Raw genomic sequence first — 15,796 nt, forward strand, 5'->3', positions numbered from 1 at the left:
TGTCTGTTTTTCTATGAAAACTACTTAATCATCGGTAGATTTAGACCATAATCCTGAGCAGTTTTAATCGCCAGCTCGTAGCCTGCATCTGCATGACGCATAACGCCAGAACCACAATCATTGACTAATACTCGGGCCAAGCGTTTGGCTGCCGCATCAGTACCATCAGCGACGATGACCATGCCTGAGTGCTGTGAGTACCCCATACCTACGCCACCGCCATGATGCAAGGATACCCAAGTGGCACCGCCTGCGACATTTAGCATACCGTTCAATAATGCCCAATCTGACACCGCATCTGAGCCATCTTTCATACTTTCTGTTTCGCGGTTTGGGCTGGCAACAGAACCGGTATCCAAGTGGTCACGACCGATGACAATAGGACCTTTAAGCTCGCCATTTTTGACCATCTCATTAAAAGCAAGACCTGCTTTATCACGCTCACCAAGACCTAACCAGCAGATACGTGCCGGTAGACCTTGGAACTGAATGCGCTCTTTTGCCATATCAAGCCAGCGATGAATGTGCTGGTTTTCAGGGAAAAGCTCTTTAATCTTTTGATCGGTTTTGTAGATATCTTCTGGATCCCCTGATAATGCGACCCAGCGAAAGGGACCTTTACCTTGACAAAACAGCGGACGAATATAAGCAGGGACAAAACCCGGAAAATTAAAGGCATCTTTAACCCCTTCATCAAAAGCAACTTGACGAATGTTATTGCCATAATCGGTTGTTGGGATACCCATCGCTTGTAGATCTAGCATCGCCTGTACGTGTACGGCACAAGACTGAGCAGCGGCTTTGGTTAAGGCAGCGTGTTGCTCCGGGTCTTCTTGTGCGGCTTTCCATGCTTCAACCGTCCAGCCACTTGGTAGATAGCCGTTAATCAAATCATGTGCTGAGGTTTGGTCAGTGACCAAATCAGGTTTAAGTTCACCTGCATTGGCGCGCTTGACCATCTCAGGTAAGATATCGGCGGCATTGCCAAGTAGGGCGATAGAAACCGCTTCACCAGCTGCGGTATGTTGCTTGATGAGTTCATAAGCATGGTCGAGGTCATCCGCTTGCTTATCGACGTAGCCGGTACGCAAGCGGAAATCAATACTAGACTGCTGACACTCGATATTTAGTGAAGTTGCTCCGGCAAAGGTCGCGGCGAGTGGCTGCGCGCCGCCCATACCACCAAGACCAGCAGTCAAAATCCAACGTCCCGTCCAGTCGCCGTTATAATGCTGGCGACCTGCTTCGACAAAGGTTTCATAAGTCCCTTGAACGATACCTTGGGTACCAATATAGATCCAACTACCTGCTGTCATCTGACCATACATAAATAAATCTTTACGATCCAGCTCGTTAAAATGCTCCCACGTTGCCCAGCGCGGTACGAGGTTTGAGTTGGCAATCAATACGCGCGGCGCATTTTCATGAGTTTGAAAGACGCCAACAGGCTTGCCAGATTGCACCAGTAAGGTCTCGTCATCTTCTAATTCTTTCAATGACGCCAGGATTTGATCATAGCTTTCCCAATTACGGGCTGCGCGTCCGATACCGCCATAGACGACCAAGCTTTTTGGGTTTTCAGCCACATCAGGATGCAAGTTGTTCTGCAGCATGCGATAAGGGGCTTCGGTCAGCCAGCTTTTACAATGTAGTGTGCTGCCAGTCGGCGCAGCGATATTACGACTCTCGTCACGGCGAGTATATGCAGGGGTTTTATTCAATCCATTATCAGTAGTCATGATCCTATCCTTGTGATATCTGTTGAGGCAATATGGCAATCAAAGTGAGTCTTATAAGGTCAGTCTGCTAAATTTATTTATACTGCCGTAAAGTTGTATATACAAATTATCAGGAATCATTTTCTCATGCAAGTTTTTTCTCTTGATTGCCGCATTATTTTTAAGAGTGTTTGGATGAATCGACAGCTGCTATATGGTTTTGCTGAGGTCTGTATGATTGTCTCGTGTTACTATAGGGCTATTCTTATTGGCAAAACTAACGGTTAAAAATGGATACGATAAAGGCGATTCCGGCATATCAGCGCATTAAAAATGCGATATTAGACAATATTCATTCAGGTAAATGGCAGGCGGGCAACGCGATTTCTACCGAAATGGCGTTGGCAGAAGAGTTTGGTGTTTCTCGTATGACGGTCAACCGTGCTTTAAAGGAATTGAGTGAAGAGCGGGTATTAGAACGCCGGCAAGGGTCGGGGACGTTTGTTGCCCAGCAGCAGTTTAATCATACTTTTGTGGAAGTGCGTAATATCGCTCAAGATTTAAAATCGGCCAATCGTGATTATCAGGCACACGTTGTGAGCAAGCGTGCTATTACTGCGAGCATGTTAGATGATGAAATGCGTGGCAAGTTTGATCTTGATACAGCAGTAGTATCCTCTGATTCAGAGGATACTCGTATCAGTGAAATAGCTGTGTTATACGAAGTAAAAATCGTTCATTTTGCTGATGGTCAGCCGATACAGTTTGAAGAGCGCTGGGTAGATGCGAAAAAAGTACCACAATTTCTCGAGCAAGATTTTAGCGTGGTCAATACCAGCGATTACCTCATTGCCAAAAGCCCACTAGAGCGCGGTAGCTATACCATTCGCGCAGTGGCAGCACCTGATGAAATTGCAAATGCGTTGCAGGTTGCACCGCAGTCGCCAACGCTAGTACTGCGCCGTCAGACGTATTCAGCAGGGCGGGTACTGACCTTTGTGAAGATGTGGCATGCAGGAGATCGTTATCAGTTTGCAGGAGAGCTGTAGGCTTTATTTTTAAATAAAGCTTTCATTGACGAATCTGGTAATCTCTTAGTATAAGATTTTTGATTTCGAGCCCTATAAATCAACTCTCCCATCTATTTTTATCGATAGCGTATCTAACTAGGGCGTTTCCTCATTTTAGAAATGGTGATAAAAATGAGATAAATTGCCGCCAAATATAAGGAAAATAGCGCAGTTAATATCGGGATATTGCCCAGCTATGCAAGCAAAATTTGTACCAGTCTAGCGTATGTATTCAAAGTATGTATCTTATTTAGCATCTTCTATAACCAATTACCGTATCTCCTACGCGTTATTTATTCTGCAATTAATCCTCACTAATTTTTTTATTGTAGCTGTCTTCTGGACAATTTTTGCTACAGGAATGATTTCAATTTTATTTCTTAAATAGACTTAACAAATACTGATTTATTGGGTATTAGCAATACTTATATTCGCTATTAATTTATAACGTTTGACTGTGACTTTTTGGCAACATATATTAGATAAGTATTAATTAGTGATATGATTTATATCGTTAACGATAATTCGTTTTGAAAAGCGCATTAGAAATTTTAATATAAACCCTTAGGTTTATTAAGTGATATAGATAATTTTGGTAGAAAGCTCACACGCTTATCAATCGAAAAAATAAGTCTTAGAAACTGGATCTTAGAAACTGAGTCTTAGAAACAAAGGAATGTATAGCATGAAAATTTATAGTCATGAAAATCAAAAACTTCATCATCCAAAGTCTTACTTCTCGCGTGGACAAATGCGTGAGCCTCAAGAAAAACCTGAGCGATTGGTTGAGCTTTTGAAGGCACCAAAAGATTTAGGCTTAGCAGTAACGACCGCTAAAGATATAGGAATCGCGCCGATTTTAGCCGTACATGATTTGGATTATGTTGATTTTTTAAAGCACGGCTATGATGAGTGGATGGCTGTCGATGAGGAAATGGGCGAGGAAGTTCAGACGACCGTTTATATTCAGAATAATTCTGGTCTTGGAATCTTAGCAAAAGCGGCGAAATATCAAGCCGATGGTAGTGCACCTATTGGTGAACATTCATGGACCTCTATTTATTGGTCAGCTCAAACGGCACTAAACGCTGCTGATGCCTTATTAAAGGATGAAGTCAATCAAAACCATAATCAAAATAATGTGCAAATATGTCTGACCAGACCTGCAGGTCATCATGCTCGTAAAAACGCAGCAGGTGGTTTTTGTTATCTAAATAATGCAGCCATCATTGCGCAGTATCTTCGTCAAAAATTTCAAAAGATTGCCATCATCGATACAGATATGCACCACGGTCAAGGTATTCAAGAAATATTTTATCACCGTAAAGATGTGCTATACACTTCTGTACACGGTAGCCCCATCAATTTCTATCCTGTAGTCGCTGGTCATGAGCATGAGAGAGGTGAGGGAGAGGGTTATGGCTATAACATCAATTTTCCGATGCCGCACGGTACAGATGAAGCTGGATTTTTTCATTATGTTGATCGCTCAATCGAAACTTTAAAACTGTTTAACCCAGATGTTATTGTTCATGTCTTAGGGTTTGATATCTATAAAGATGATCCACAAGCCAAATGTAACGTTAGTACGGAAGGTTTTAAAACCCTCGCACAGAAACTTAAAACACTAAATAAACCTATTATTGTGCTGGTTGAAGGAGGTTATTGCATAGAAAAGCTTAATGAGAACCTACAAGCTTTTATCTCTGGGTTTCTCTCAAAAGATATAATCAACAACTAAAAAGCGAGCAATATCTGTTAAAAGGAATTCAACAGATAAAAAAAAAGGGAGCAAAGTATGTATGGTTCAACTGAACGTTTGATTTTAGGTTCTTTGGTGGTGGTATATTTCTTCTTTCTATTTGGAGTGTCTTTTTATATTCATAAGACAAGTATTAGAACCTACGATGATTATAACGTTGCGGGAAGATCTGTATCAATATTCCCTCTGGTTTTAACTTTTGTAGGGACTGCAGTTGGTGGTGCGACATTATTAGGTTTCATGCAAAACGGCTTCTTATATGGAATGGGTCAGCAATGGCTCAATCTAGCAATTGCCATTTCAGGCATACTTACACTTGGGTTCTTGTTAAAGAAGATTCGTATCCTTGGCGAAAAATATCACATGGTAACGATTGCAGATTTCACAGTTTTGAGGTTTGGTGAGGGCGCTCGAATTCCTACTGTTATTAGTGTCTTGGTTGCTAATTGTTCGTTAACCGGAATGCAATTTGCAGCCATTGCTACCGTACTTAATCTAACAATGGGGTTAGATATAACGACAGGTATTTTAATCAGTTGGGTTTTGCTTACCTTAAAGACATATTATGGGGGAATGAAGTCAGTAATTTGGCAAGATGCGTTTCATGGAACGATACAAACCATTGGTGTTTTTGTGCTTTTTGTAACGGTCATCATAGCTTCCGGTGGCTTGCAAGAAGTATCTAGACAAGCTGCGCTTGCCAATCAGAATGACTTTTTAAGTATTCTTGGTATAGCCCCTTCAGAAGTTTTGGTTTACTTATTAACTATTGGGGCTTATCAATTTGTGAGACAAGACTTGTGGCAGAGATTTTGGGCTGCCGGAAGCGCTAAGATAGCTAGAAATGGTTACTGGATTTCAATTATTTTGACGTTTATAACAGGCGTTTTTATTATTTCAACCGGTGTTATGGGGCGTTTTGGACTGAATCTAGGTGAGATTGAAGCAAGCCTTACTTATTATACAATTATTGGCGAAGTATTTAGCTTTCCGATGGTTGTGGTTATGATTATTGCTCTACTTGCAACAGTAATATCAACAGCTGATTCTTTCTGTATGGCAGGTGCCTCTTCAATTATAAACGATATCATTAAACCAAGACTCGAAGAAACACCTGATTTGGATAGTCGCCTATTAAAATATAGTCGCGTTTCAGTTGTATTGGTTTCAGTTTTCTCTTTATTCTTAGCGCTATATATCCCTCAGTTAGTCAGCTTGTGGGTGACAGGTGCAGCTATGTTAGTATCAAGTTTACTAGCGCCAGTCCTTGCTGGATTGTTCTGGAAAAAAGCAACTCGATTAGGTGGAACATTGGCAATGTGGGTTGGTCTTATTGTAGCAGTAATTTGGCAAATCCTCGGCCACCCATTCGGTTTGCATCCTATATTCGTGGGTTTTCCAATTTCGATTTGTCTGGTTATTTTTGTGTCATTAGCGACGAATGACACAAGTTATGACATTTAAGGCATTTAAATTGATTAGACATGGCTAAGATTTGATTAATTAAAAACAACAAGGATGTTGAGTATGAGGGTTTCAATTCTAAAAATGCTCGGTTATGCCGAGATTTATTTTAAAGCAGTAAGTGCAGCCGATAGTCAGACTTCGTTTTTTACTATTACTAGTGCGAGGCTGTTATGTCTAAACAATTAACTTCTACTTCGATTAATAGCGATGTGCAAAACAACTTCAGTTGGCGCACCCTTGGTCCAGGTATCTTATTGGCATCTGCAGCTATCGGTGGCTCGCATTTAATATCTTCCACTCAAGCTGGGGCAACTTATGGTTGGCAGCTTGCAGGTCTTATAATAATAACTAGGGGCTGTATAGAATTGAGGAACCATTGAAAAACATAAGCAACGCCTTACTCTACTGTTTACCACAACAAAGAGATAAGGCATCACTTATGACTCGCACCAAGCTCAACGATGAACTTTGGCACAAGCTATTTATTATATTGCGACAAATTAACGTATATAACAAGCCCAATCTAAGACGTACCGTTGAAGGCATGCTGTACCGCATAAGAGTAGGCTGTCCATGGCGAGACTTACCTTCTTATTTCGGTCATTGGTCTCGCATATATCATCAATACCGTTATTGGCGTAAAACCGGTAAATGGCAAAAGCTCATGAAAATAATCACAGCAAACTATGATAGTGAATGGTTATTCATAGACGGTAGCGTGGTCAAAGCTCATCAGCATAGTTCAGGTGCAGCCAGTCATCTTGATGAGGCCATTGGTAAAAGTGTTGCAGGTAATAGCAGCAAACTGCACTTAGTGGTCGATGCTTGTGGTAACCCTATACATGTTGAGCTGACAGGTGGGCAAGTGCATGACGCTAAGATGGCAAAGACGTTGATAGATAGCACGATTAATAACCAGACTAAAGCGGTGATTGCAGACAGGGGCTACGATAGTAGTGATATTAGAGAGTGTATCTTCAAGCACTGTGCTGAGTCAGTCATACCCGTTAAGTCGAACTCTAAAAACAGCAACAATGACACACTAGACTGGTATTTGTATCGTTGCCGTCACTTGGTAGAAAACGCTTTTGCTAGGTTGAAACATTTTAGGGCATTGCCACGCGATATGATAAGCTCAAAGATAGCTATGCAGCAGCGGTAATGCTTGCTTGTGTCTTTATCTGGTTGCCACTCATTTGAATTCTATACACACCCTAATATCACCTAATTAATATTCACCACACCGCGACACTTAGGAAATTGACTGCAACCAAAAAAGGGCTGACCTTGCTGCTGACCTTTTTTAGCAACGCGCTTGACCATCTCACTATTACACTTCGGGCAAGCGGGAGTATTATCAGAAATGATTGACGCTTCAACTTGCTCGATAATAGAAGGCTCCTTAGTAGCAGCTTTCTCTATCCTCGGCTCTGATTCCAAAACCTCAAATGGGGTAATAAAGACAGAATCATCATTAATCAGTTGAGAGATAGGCAGAACATTGCTAGAAGGGACAAACGGAGCGTCGCCCGCTTCAACTTCCGTTTGCCCAGACCATCGCAGTACTTCTCTGCTTTGAAGAATGGTCTTTTTAGGAGGTTGTTTTACTATTAATTCAGGCGCAGGCTGATTCGCTGATGTAGTAACTGACTTAGCATTTGGTTTATCACTAGCTTGCTTGTTTGAAGGATTATGCTTCTCTTTTAAATAGGCTTTATGCGCTCTGTTAGTACGCGAAGACTTGCTAAATCGATTGTTTTCAATTTGCTCAACAATGGCTTTGACTTCTTCATCGGTAAGCATTTTATCTTGTTTTTTCTTGATATAAGATGCCATGCCGCTCGTCAATACGTACTCTGGTAACTCATCACGAGTTTTAAGCTCACACTCGCCGATAAAGGCAATCATCGAATGGAAATAACTCATCTCCAGTTCTAATAAATCAGACAGCGTTTTTATATGCAAATAATTTTGCCGCAATGGATTTTGAAATTTATACTTGCGACCCATGATGACCTGCGTCCATTGTCGCTGCTTTTCGTTACCAAATATCCAGCCTTTATAGTTTTTGGTTTCGATGACAAAGATGCCGTACCTAGAAACGATGACATGGTCAATTTGGGTGCTGCCGCCATTTGCTAATGGCAAAGTGATATTGTTTAGACGATGATAAACGTCTTTTTCAAGTTTTAGCCACATGGCCACATTGATGACGGTCTCGCCGACGATACCTTTAAAGCTGGACATCAAAGACATGGTTTTCTACTATTTGACTTCCTCCCCTCCCTAAAGTGAGGGGATTCCTACTACTAGACGCTCAAGCCCGAGCGCGAGAATATTTTTTGCCGCATTAATATCACGGTCATGAGTGACACCACACTCGCAAAGCCATTCTCTTATTCCTAAGTTTGCTCTACCTTTCGGACTGTTTTGGCGTGAGCCACAACACGAACAAGTTTGGGTGGTGTAGCTTTCATTCACCTCAACATAGTAGCAACCTGCGTTCTCGCATTTATAGGCCAGTTGCCGCTTAATCTCAAACCAACCTGCATCATAGACGGACTTGGCTAGCTTGCCCCTAGTGAATGATGTTGATTGAAGTTTGCCAATGATGATTATTTTATTAGTCTTGGTAAGGTTGGTGGTAAATTTATGAATCAAGTCTTGGCGTGTATTTTTAATCTTGGCGTGAATTTTTAATCTTGGCGTGAATCGCTTTAACTCTTTGTTTGTTTTTAGCCCGCTGAGCAATGCCTAGTTTTTTAGCGTATTGCTGCGTGACTTTGGTTTTTAGTACCTCACCATTACTTGTCGTTGCTGAGTCCCTGCAACCTAAATCAATACCAGTTTCGCCTGTACCGCACTCAATTTTTGGGTACTCTTTAATGGTGATACAGGCATACCAGTGGCCGCGACTGTCTTGCACAAGCTCACAGGTGTTGATGGTGTAGAGTGCTAGATTATAGCTATCCCACACGTCGATGGTCAGCTTCTTGCCTTTAGCCAGGCTAAATTGAATGGTGGATTTAAGACTTTTCTTTCCTGATTTTTTGATACCTACGTATTTGATTGCTGCTTTTTTAAAAGGAATCCAACCAAGTGATTTACGCTTAGATTTTGGGTTATTGGTTCGCCAGTTTAATTTGGCTTTTTTGAATTGCTTGCGAGATTTAGCATGGGTTTCGGTGATGGCTTGTAAGGTTTGGCTGTGCAGGTTTAGCAGCTCGCCACTACCTTTTACATAAGCCGCAATATCATAAGCTGAAAAGAAATGATTGGTGCGTTGAAGATGTTTAAAACTCAAGTCATTTACATAGTTCCACACAAAGTTAACTGCACCAGCCAGTTTATTTAGCTGATTGGCGTGTTTGTCTTTGATGCGACACTTGAGCGTTTTCATAGAGTGATTATGGTCTTAATAAGTTTGGTTGACAAGTCTGTTTTAAGGCTGAGCGACAATAGCTGACGCCTGATATCCACGCCCTAGAAGGGACATGGTTTTACGGCGCTTTTTGATAAAAAGTCAAATTGGTTATTTTAAGCGATAAGCCAGTATAAGACTTACTTCTAAATCGCTCATAACTTTAATAATACATTGAAACAGCACAATTGTAGTAGGCTATCGTATTATTATTTCAGCTATAACGCTCAGTTGTGCCCTAAAAGCATGTTCAATACTGACGACTTTAATATCACCCTTTGGATTATACGTATGAATACTCGCGCCGCCTCTTTGTTAAAGATTACGCTTGGTACCTCTTTATTATTATCTTTGCCTATAATGGGAGTCGCCGCCAACACGATGCCACAAAAGTGGAAACTGGACGTGCCTAAGACCAGCGCTGATTTTGAGGTCAAGTATTTAGGCAAGGCGACCACTGACGGTAAGTTTCGTAAAGTAAATGGATCGATCAATTATGACGTCAAAAAGCCTGAGAGTACGACCATTAATTTTACCGTGCATACCGATAGCATCGATACCGAGCGCAGGCTACGTGACTCTTTTTTGCGCCGTAAAGAGCTGCTCAATACGCAGCAATATCCGACGATGACGTTTGTCTCAAAAAAAATCAAGATGATCACGCCGAAAGAAGCCAATGTCACGGGCGATTTTACCGCTTTAGGTCAAACCAAACCGTTAACGGTAAGAGTGACTCTATCTGATGTAGAGATTGACCCCGCCACCTCTAAACCGACGTTAAAGTTTCGCGCGACAGGCATGGTCGATCGCTATAACTACGGGGTGACAGCCTTCCCGAAACTGATTAGCAATATCATTCCGCTTGAAATATCAGGGAAGCTGATTGCAGCTAATTGATTAAGTGACAAAAAACCCAACTTAGAATTTCTAAGTTGGGTAGATAACATTATAGATTTTCAAGACGTTCTTTACAGAAACGCTTAATTATTTAAAAATATTATGACCTAAAAATCACTCGAAAATAGATTAAATATTATAAACATATTTTCTAACGTTTTTAGTACTGCCATATTTGCTCTTCTGCTATACCAGTCTTATCTATTTTATTTCTTCTCTTCTGAATTTTAGTATCTATTTTTTCCTGCTTTTTCATTGCCTTTTGGTTGATATCGTCTATCATTGCTTGAATCTTCTTATCAACTTTGGCCTGTTCTTTTTGATGATGCTTATCTAGCTCTTTTTGACGCACCTTGTCTATTAATCAACGTGCCAGTACAAAACAGGTACACGTCCTTAAGCTCGCTTTAAATTAGCAAAATAGATATAACACTAACCACGGTCAACTAAAAAAACACATTAAGCTTGGTTATAGGGCGGCTGGTCGAACTTTGCGTTACCATTTAACGACTCATGGTGCATTAAGTCTCGACACTAACCTACCCAGCAATCTATTTACAGGGCTTTTATAATATTTCAAAACCAAAAGTTAATCACAAAAAAAAGAGCCACCATATTTTTCTAGTAGCTCTTTCTTGTTTAAACGCTAACTAAGTTAGGTTTATTAAACCAAACTATTCACCGCATCAACCACCGCTTCCGTAGTAATACCAAACTCTTGATATAGCTCCTCAGCTGGCGCGGATTCACCATAAGTCGTCATACCAATGACTTTGCCATCTAGACCGACAAACTTATACCAGTAATCGACGTGTGCTGCTTCTACCGCTACGCGGGCGCGGATATTAGCTGGTAATACCGCTTCACGGTAGCTAGCATCTTGCTCTACAAAAATCTCGGCACATGGCATAGAGACGACACGGACGCCAACGCCATTTGCGCTCAATGTTGCGTGCGCTTGCATAGCAAGACCAACTTCTGAACCTGTCGCGATGATAATCGCTTGTAGCTCACCTTCCTCTTTCGCTAACACATAGCCACCTTTAGCGATGTTAGCGACTTGCTCACTATCACGTGCTTGATGTGGCAAGCTTTGACGGCTAAAGATCAATGCTGATGGATTGTTTTCGGACTTAATCGCTTCAACCCAAGCGCTAGCAGATTCGGTCGCATCACACGGACGCCATGTGCGTAGATTTGGTGTGGTACGTAAGCTCGTTAATTGCTCAACTGGCTGATGCGTCGGGCCATCTTCACCCAGACCGATAGAGTCATGAGTATAAACATGAATCACACGCTGCTTCATGAGTGCGCCCATACGTACCGCATTACGCGCGTATTCCATAAACATCAGGAAGGTTGCCACGTAAGGGATAAAGCCGCCATGCAACGCGATACCATTGGCAATCGCGGTCATACCAAACTCGCGCACGCCATAATAGATATAGTTGCCATCGCTATCTTTTTCGATGCCTTTCGCACCTTTAAATAGCGTAAGGTTTGAACCTGCCAGATCCGCTGAACCGCCCAACAATTCTGGTAGTAACGGCTGTAAGGTATTGATCGCATTTTGACTGGCTTTACGACTGGCAACATCACCGCCCTGCTCTTGCGTTTGCTGAATATAGGCTTGTGCTTGGCTTTCAAAATCCGCTGGCAATTCACCGTTTAAGCGGCGTAGTAGCTCGCTTGCCAATTCTGGATAGGCTTTTTTATAGGCTTCAAAGTCCGCATCCCAGTTCTTTTGCTGTACGTCGCCTTTAGCTTTAGCATCCCATGCTTCATAGATTTCGTCATCTAATTCAAACGGCGCATGAGTCCATGCTAAAGCGTCACGGGTCAAGACGATTTCGTCATCACCAAGTGGTGCACCATGACTGGCTGCTAAACCTTGCTTGTTTGGGCTACCAGCACCAATCGTCGTTTTACAAATAATTAAGCTTGGCTTAGTGGTCTCAGCAATGGCTTGCTCAGTGGCTTTGGTAATCTCATCGGTATCATGACCGTCAACCTTGATGACTTGCCAGCCGTACGCTTCAAATCGCGCTTGCGTATCATCAGTGAACCAGCCTTCGACATCGCCATCGATTGAGATGCCATTATCATCATAGAAAAAGACCAATTTGCCCAAACCTAACGTCCCAGCCAATGAGCAAACTTCATGGCTGATACCTTCCATCAAGCAGCCATCGCCTAAGAACGCATAAGTATGATGGTCAACGATGTTATGGCCGTCACGGTTGAACTGCGCCGCTAGTGTCTTCTCTGCAATCGCAAAACCAACGGCATTGGCAATACCCTGACCTAGTGGACCCGTTGTGGTTTCAATCCCTGGCGTATAGCCAAGTTCAGGATGGCCTGGAGTTTTTGAATGCAGCTGACGAAAGCCTTTTAAATCATCAACGCTGACATCATAGCCTGATAAATGCAGCAAGGAATAAATGAGCATCGAGCCATGACCGTTTGATAGTACAAAGCGATCGCGGTTGTGCCATTGCGGGTCAGCAGGATTGTGCTTTAAAAATTTGCGCCACAATACTTCGGCAATATCAGCCATGCCCATCGGCGCGCCTGGGTGTCCAGAATTGGCTTTTTGAACCGCGTCGAACGACAGTACACGGATGGCATTGGCAAGTTTGCGTTCATTAATTGGGGTCGGCATAGAGTGTCCTAATATTCGAATGAAAAGTATGGAGCATAAGAGAAAGGGTTACTCAGAGGGCAATCCATCAGAAATACGACAAAAATACAATGGATGTCATCAAAAGATAGACTATAAAATCACATGCAATATTAACATATTTGCCATCTGGCAATCTAAAAATGCGCTGACAGAAGCGTTTGTATTTAACAATCATTCGTATCAGTTTTATTAAACCAATACGTATGAAAAAACCGCGAGTCAGCAACCAACCCGCAGTTTAGATAAAAAACTAAATCATTAAGCTAAAATGGTTTCAACTCCGCCCATGAACGGACGCAATGCTTCAGGAATGGTGATACTACCATCAGCATTTTGATGATTTTCCATCACTGCCAATAACGTACGACCGACTGCCAAACCTGAACCATTTAGCGTATGCGCTAGGCTGGTTTGCTTGCCATCTTTAACGCGCGTGCCCATACGGCGAGCTTGGAAGTCGCCACAGTTTGAGCAGCTTGAGATTTCACGATAAGTATCTTGGCTTGGCAACCACACTTCGATGTCATAAGTTTTTTGAGCGGCAAAGCCCATATCGCCAGTACATAGTTTGACCACACGGTACGGCAGATTCAACTGCTGCAAAATGTACTCAGCTTGTGCCGTCATCGCCTCAAGTAAGTCATCTGATTGCTCAGCGGTAGCGATATTGACCATCTCAACTTTTTCAAACTGATGCTGACGGATTAGACCACGGGTATCGCGACCATGCGAGCCCGCTTCACTACGGAAACATGGCGTATGGGCGGTAAATTTTAACGGCAGCTCTTTGATATCCAAACGCTCACCGCGTACCAAGTTGGTCATGGGCACTTCGGCCGTTGGAATCAGATAAAAATCTGTACCTTCGTTATTGGTATGATTGGTCAATTTAAACAAATCATCTTCAAACTTCGGCAATTGACCCGTACCTTTTAAACTCTCAGAATTGACGATATAAGGCACATAGGTTTCAGTGTAGCCGTACTTGATGGTATGGGTATTGAGCATAAACTGAATCAAAGCGCGATGCATTTGCGCAAGCTGACCTTTTAAGACGTTAAAACGGCTACCTGTTAATTTTGCAGCGGCTTCGAAATCAAGCATACCTAGCGTCTCACCGATATGAGTATGGTCTTGAATCTCAAAATCAAACGCGCGCGGCGTTCCCCATTTGCGCACTTCGACGTTATCATCTTCTGATGTCCCGACTGGCACATCGGCGGCTGGGATATTTGGGATTTGCATGGCCGCTTGGCTAATGCGTTCTTGCAAGGTACGCAGCTCATCTTCAGCTGTCTTAATCTCACCGCTGACACTTTGCATCTCAGCCAACAGTTCGCTGGCATCTGCGCCCGATTTTTTTAGCGCACCCACTTGCTTAGCACCGGCATTACGACGCGATTGCAGCTCTTCGGTTTTGACTTGCAAAGACTTACGTTCGTTTTCGATACTTTGCCAAAACGCCATATCAAGCGCATAACCACGCGTGGCCAGCTGCTGTTGTAAATCCGTTAAATCACCGCGTAAGAGTTTTGGGTCAATCATAATAGTTGCCTGTAGCGCCAAAAGTGAGTAAGAAAGAAAAATGAAAATAGTAGCCAAGTATAGTGGTTAGATATCACTAGCCATAAATGAGATAAAACAAAAAATAGCGCGCAAAGCCTTATAAAACCATTATAAAGCTTTGCCATAAGGCCACGTCAATCTGAATAATAAATAATAGTCACTATCATACCAATACCAAGCAGATTTGACCATGTTTTGGCTATATTTTGCCACAATCTAGCCCGTTCTTTGCACAAGCTTTATGGGTTAAATAACAAATAATAGAAGCCACATCATGCTCTTATGCATCAAGTTCTCTCATTGACCTTAGTATAAATAAGGATGCTATCTGAAAAATAACCGAGCTATTGGTCGACAGACCCGCTTATATGTTTCATTTAAGAGCAGTTTTCGGTAAGATAAGCGCATATCTTTATTCTACTTCCAGCCAAGCCCAGCCCAGCATAGTATTACAGCTTCGGTTTGGCGCTTTTCATCCCACGCTTTTAACATACGTATCTGAGAAACCTTTATGGCCCTGTACCCCTACACCCTTCAACCTGTCGCCTTAAACCTAACCGAGGCCGAATTTCATCAAGCCCAATATGAGCTATTTGCCAGTGCCAGCCCGTCGTTTGGTCTGTCGAGTATTAAGATGAAAGAGTGGATTATTATGGCGGTCGTCGTCATATTAGCCATCGCAGGCTTGGTTTTTTTAACTGGTTATTCGACCATTATCTTTTGGTTGATGCTAGCGGCGGTGGTCATTTATCTATTGGTACGTACCCTTGGCTTTAAATGGTATGTCAAAAAAGAGTTTGAAAAACAAGTTGCTGACCAAGAAATGCCTGATGAGATGCGTCAAATGAAATTGGGCGTGCAAAAGCATGGTCTGGTCATGGCAATGCCGGTCAATCAGCCTGATATGTTTAATAGCAATCAGATGCGCGGTATGCAGATGCGTGCTGGTAGCACTCAGCAGGCGGTCATTCCTTGGAGCGCCGTCAAAAGCTGGGATGAAACTGATGACTATATTTTCATGATGTTTGAGCTAAAAGGTCAACAAGGCAGCCAAATCATTCCTAAGCGTTTACAAACGCAAAAATTCCCAATCGATACCGTACGTCAGCACCTACAAGAAGTCATTGCTGTTAAAGGCTTAAACCCTGAAAACTTACAGCCACCTGCAAAACGTTAAAAGTGGCATTTAGATTAATGGGATTGGTCGTTTTT

The 15,796-nt window shown here is 42.4% G+C and carries 11 protein-coding genes and 2 pseudogenes; 7 read left to right on the forward strand and 6 right to left on the reverse strand.

All coding sequences use genetic code 11. The features are described from left to right. Positions 1 to 20: 20 nt before the first annotated feature. The gene (gene hutU / locus JMX70_RS01955) at positions 21 to 1,739 is read right to left on the reverse strand and encodes a urocanate hydratase (RefSeq protein WP_201589134.1); all 1,719 of its coding nucleotides are present in this window, start codon (positions 1,737 to 1,739) and stop codon (positions 21 to 23) included. A 269-nt stretch (positions 1,740 to 2,008) separates the two neighbouring features. On the opposite strand from hutU, the gene JMX70_RS01960 reads away from it, so the two are divergent. From JMX70_RS01960 to JMX70_RS01975, 5 genes and pseudogenes are all read left to right on the forward strand, one after another. After that, complete coding sequence (locus JMX70_RS01960; RefSeq protein WP_201589137.1) at positions 2,009 to 2,767, forward strand: UTRA domain-containing protein; 759 nt, start codon at positions 2,009 to 2,011, stop codon at positions 2,765 to 2,767. 706 nt (positions 2,768 to 3,473) lie between these two features. Beyond that, positions 3,474 to 4,529 (forward strand): histone deacetylase family protein, encoded by a 1,056-nt coding sequence (locus JMX70_RS01965; RefSeq protein ID WP_201589140.1) that lies wholly within the window; start codon positions 3,474 to 3,476, stop codon positions 4,527 to 4,529. A 57-nt stretch (positions 4,530 to 4,586) separates the two neighbouring features. Further along, complete coding sequence (locus tag JMX70_RS01970; RefSeq protein WP_201589142.1) at positions 4,587 to 6,014, forward strand: sodium:solute symporter family protein; 1,428 nt, start codon at positions 4,587 to 4,589, stop codon at positions 6,012 to 6,014. Positions 6,015 to 6,187: 173 nt separating this feature from the next. Then, positions 6,188 to 6,364, forward strand: a pseudogene (locus JMX70_RS12435) (divalent metal cation transporter); the annotation flags it as partial. A 92-nt stretch (positions 6,365 to 6,456) separates the two neighbouring features. Beyond that, a protein-coding gene (locus tag JMX70_RS01975; RefSeq protein ID WP_201589144.1) for an IS5 family transposase occupies positions 6,457 to 7,217 on the forward strand; the annotation gives its coding sequence in 2 pieces (ribosomal slippage) (positions 6,457 to 7,126 and positions 7,126 to 7,217; 762 coding nt in all). A 24-nt stretch (positions 7,218 to 7,241) separates the two neighbouring features. Here JMX70_RS01975 and JMX70_RS01980 read toward each other — a convergent pair. Further along, on the reverse strand, positions 7,242 to 8,273 hold the full coding sequence (locus JMX70_RS01980) for an NERD domain-containing protein (RefSeq protein ID WP_201589146.1): 1,032 nt from the start codon (positions 8,271 to 8,273) through the stop codon (positions 7,242 to 7,244). 30 nt (positions 8,274 to 8,303) lie between these two features. Further along, positions 8,304 to 9,417, reverse strand: a pseudogene (locus tag JMX70_RS01985) (RNA-guided endonuclease InsQ/TnpB family protein). A 312-nt stretch (positions 9,418 to 9,729) separates the two neighbouring features. Between JMX70_RS01985 and JMX70_RS01990 the strand changes: the two are divergent. Beyond that, the gene (locus JMX70_RS01990; RefSeq protein ID WP_201589148.1) at positions 9,730 to 10,335 is read left to right on the forward strand and encodes a YceI family protein; all 606 of its coding nucleotides are present in this window, start codon (positions 9,730 to 9,732) and stop codon (positions 10,333 to 10,335) included. 160 nt (positions 10,336 to 10,495) lie between these two features. On the opposite strand, the gene JMX70_RS01995 is transcribed toward JMX70_RS01990, so the two are convergent. The 3 genes from JMX70_RS01995 to serS all read right to left on the reverse strand — a co-directional run bounded on the left by JMX70_RS01995 (position 10,496) and on the right by serS (position 14,563). Next, positions 10,496 to 10,687 (reverse strand): hypothetical protein, encoded by a 192-nt coding sequence (locus tag JMX70_RS01995; RefSeq protein ID WP_198328945.1) that lies wholly within the window; start codon positions 10,685 to 10,687, stop codon positions 10,496 to 10,498. A gap of 312 nt (positions 10,688 to 10,999) precedes the next feature. Then, the gene (gene tkt, locus JMX70_RS02000; RefSeq protein WP_201589150.1) at positions 11,000 to 12,997 is read right to left on the reverse strand and encodes a transketolase; all 1,998 of its coding nucleotides are present in this window, start codon (positions 12,995 to 12,997) and stop codon (positions 11,000 to 11,002) included. Positions 12,998 to 13,276: 279 nt separating this feature from the next. Further along, positions 13,277 to 14,563 carry a serine--tRNA ligase gene (gene serS / locus JMX70_RS02005; RefSeq protein WP_200661650.1) on the reverse strand — a complete coding sequence of 429 codons (1,287 nt, stop codon included), beginning with the start codon at positions 14,561 to 14,563 and terminating at the stop codon, positions 13,277 to 13,279. Between the two features lie 532 nt (positions 14,564 to 15,095). Between serS and JMX70_RS02010 the strand changes: the two genes are divergently transcribed. Continuing rightward, entirely contained in the window at positions 15,096 to 15,761 is a 666-nt protein-coding gene (locus tag JMX70_RS02010; RefSeq protein WP_191692326.1) for a YcxB family protein, read from the forward strand. Positions 15,762 to 15,796: the final 35 nt, after the last annotated feature.

Source organism: Psychrobacter pulmonis (assembly GCF_904846465.1).
Taxonomy (GTDB): domain Bacteria; phylum Pseudomonadota; class Gammaproteobacteria; order Pseudomonadales; family Moraxellaceae; genus Psychrobacter; species Psychrobacter faecalis.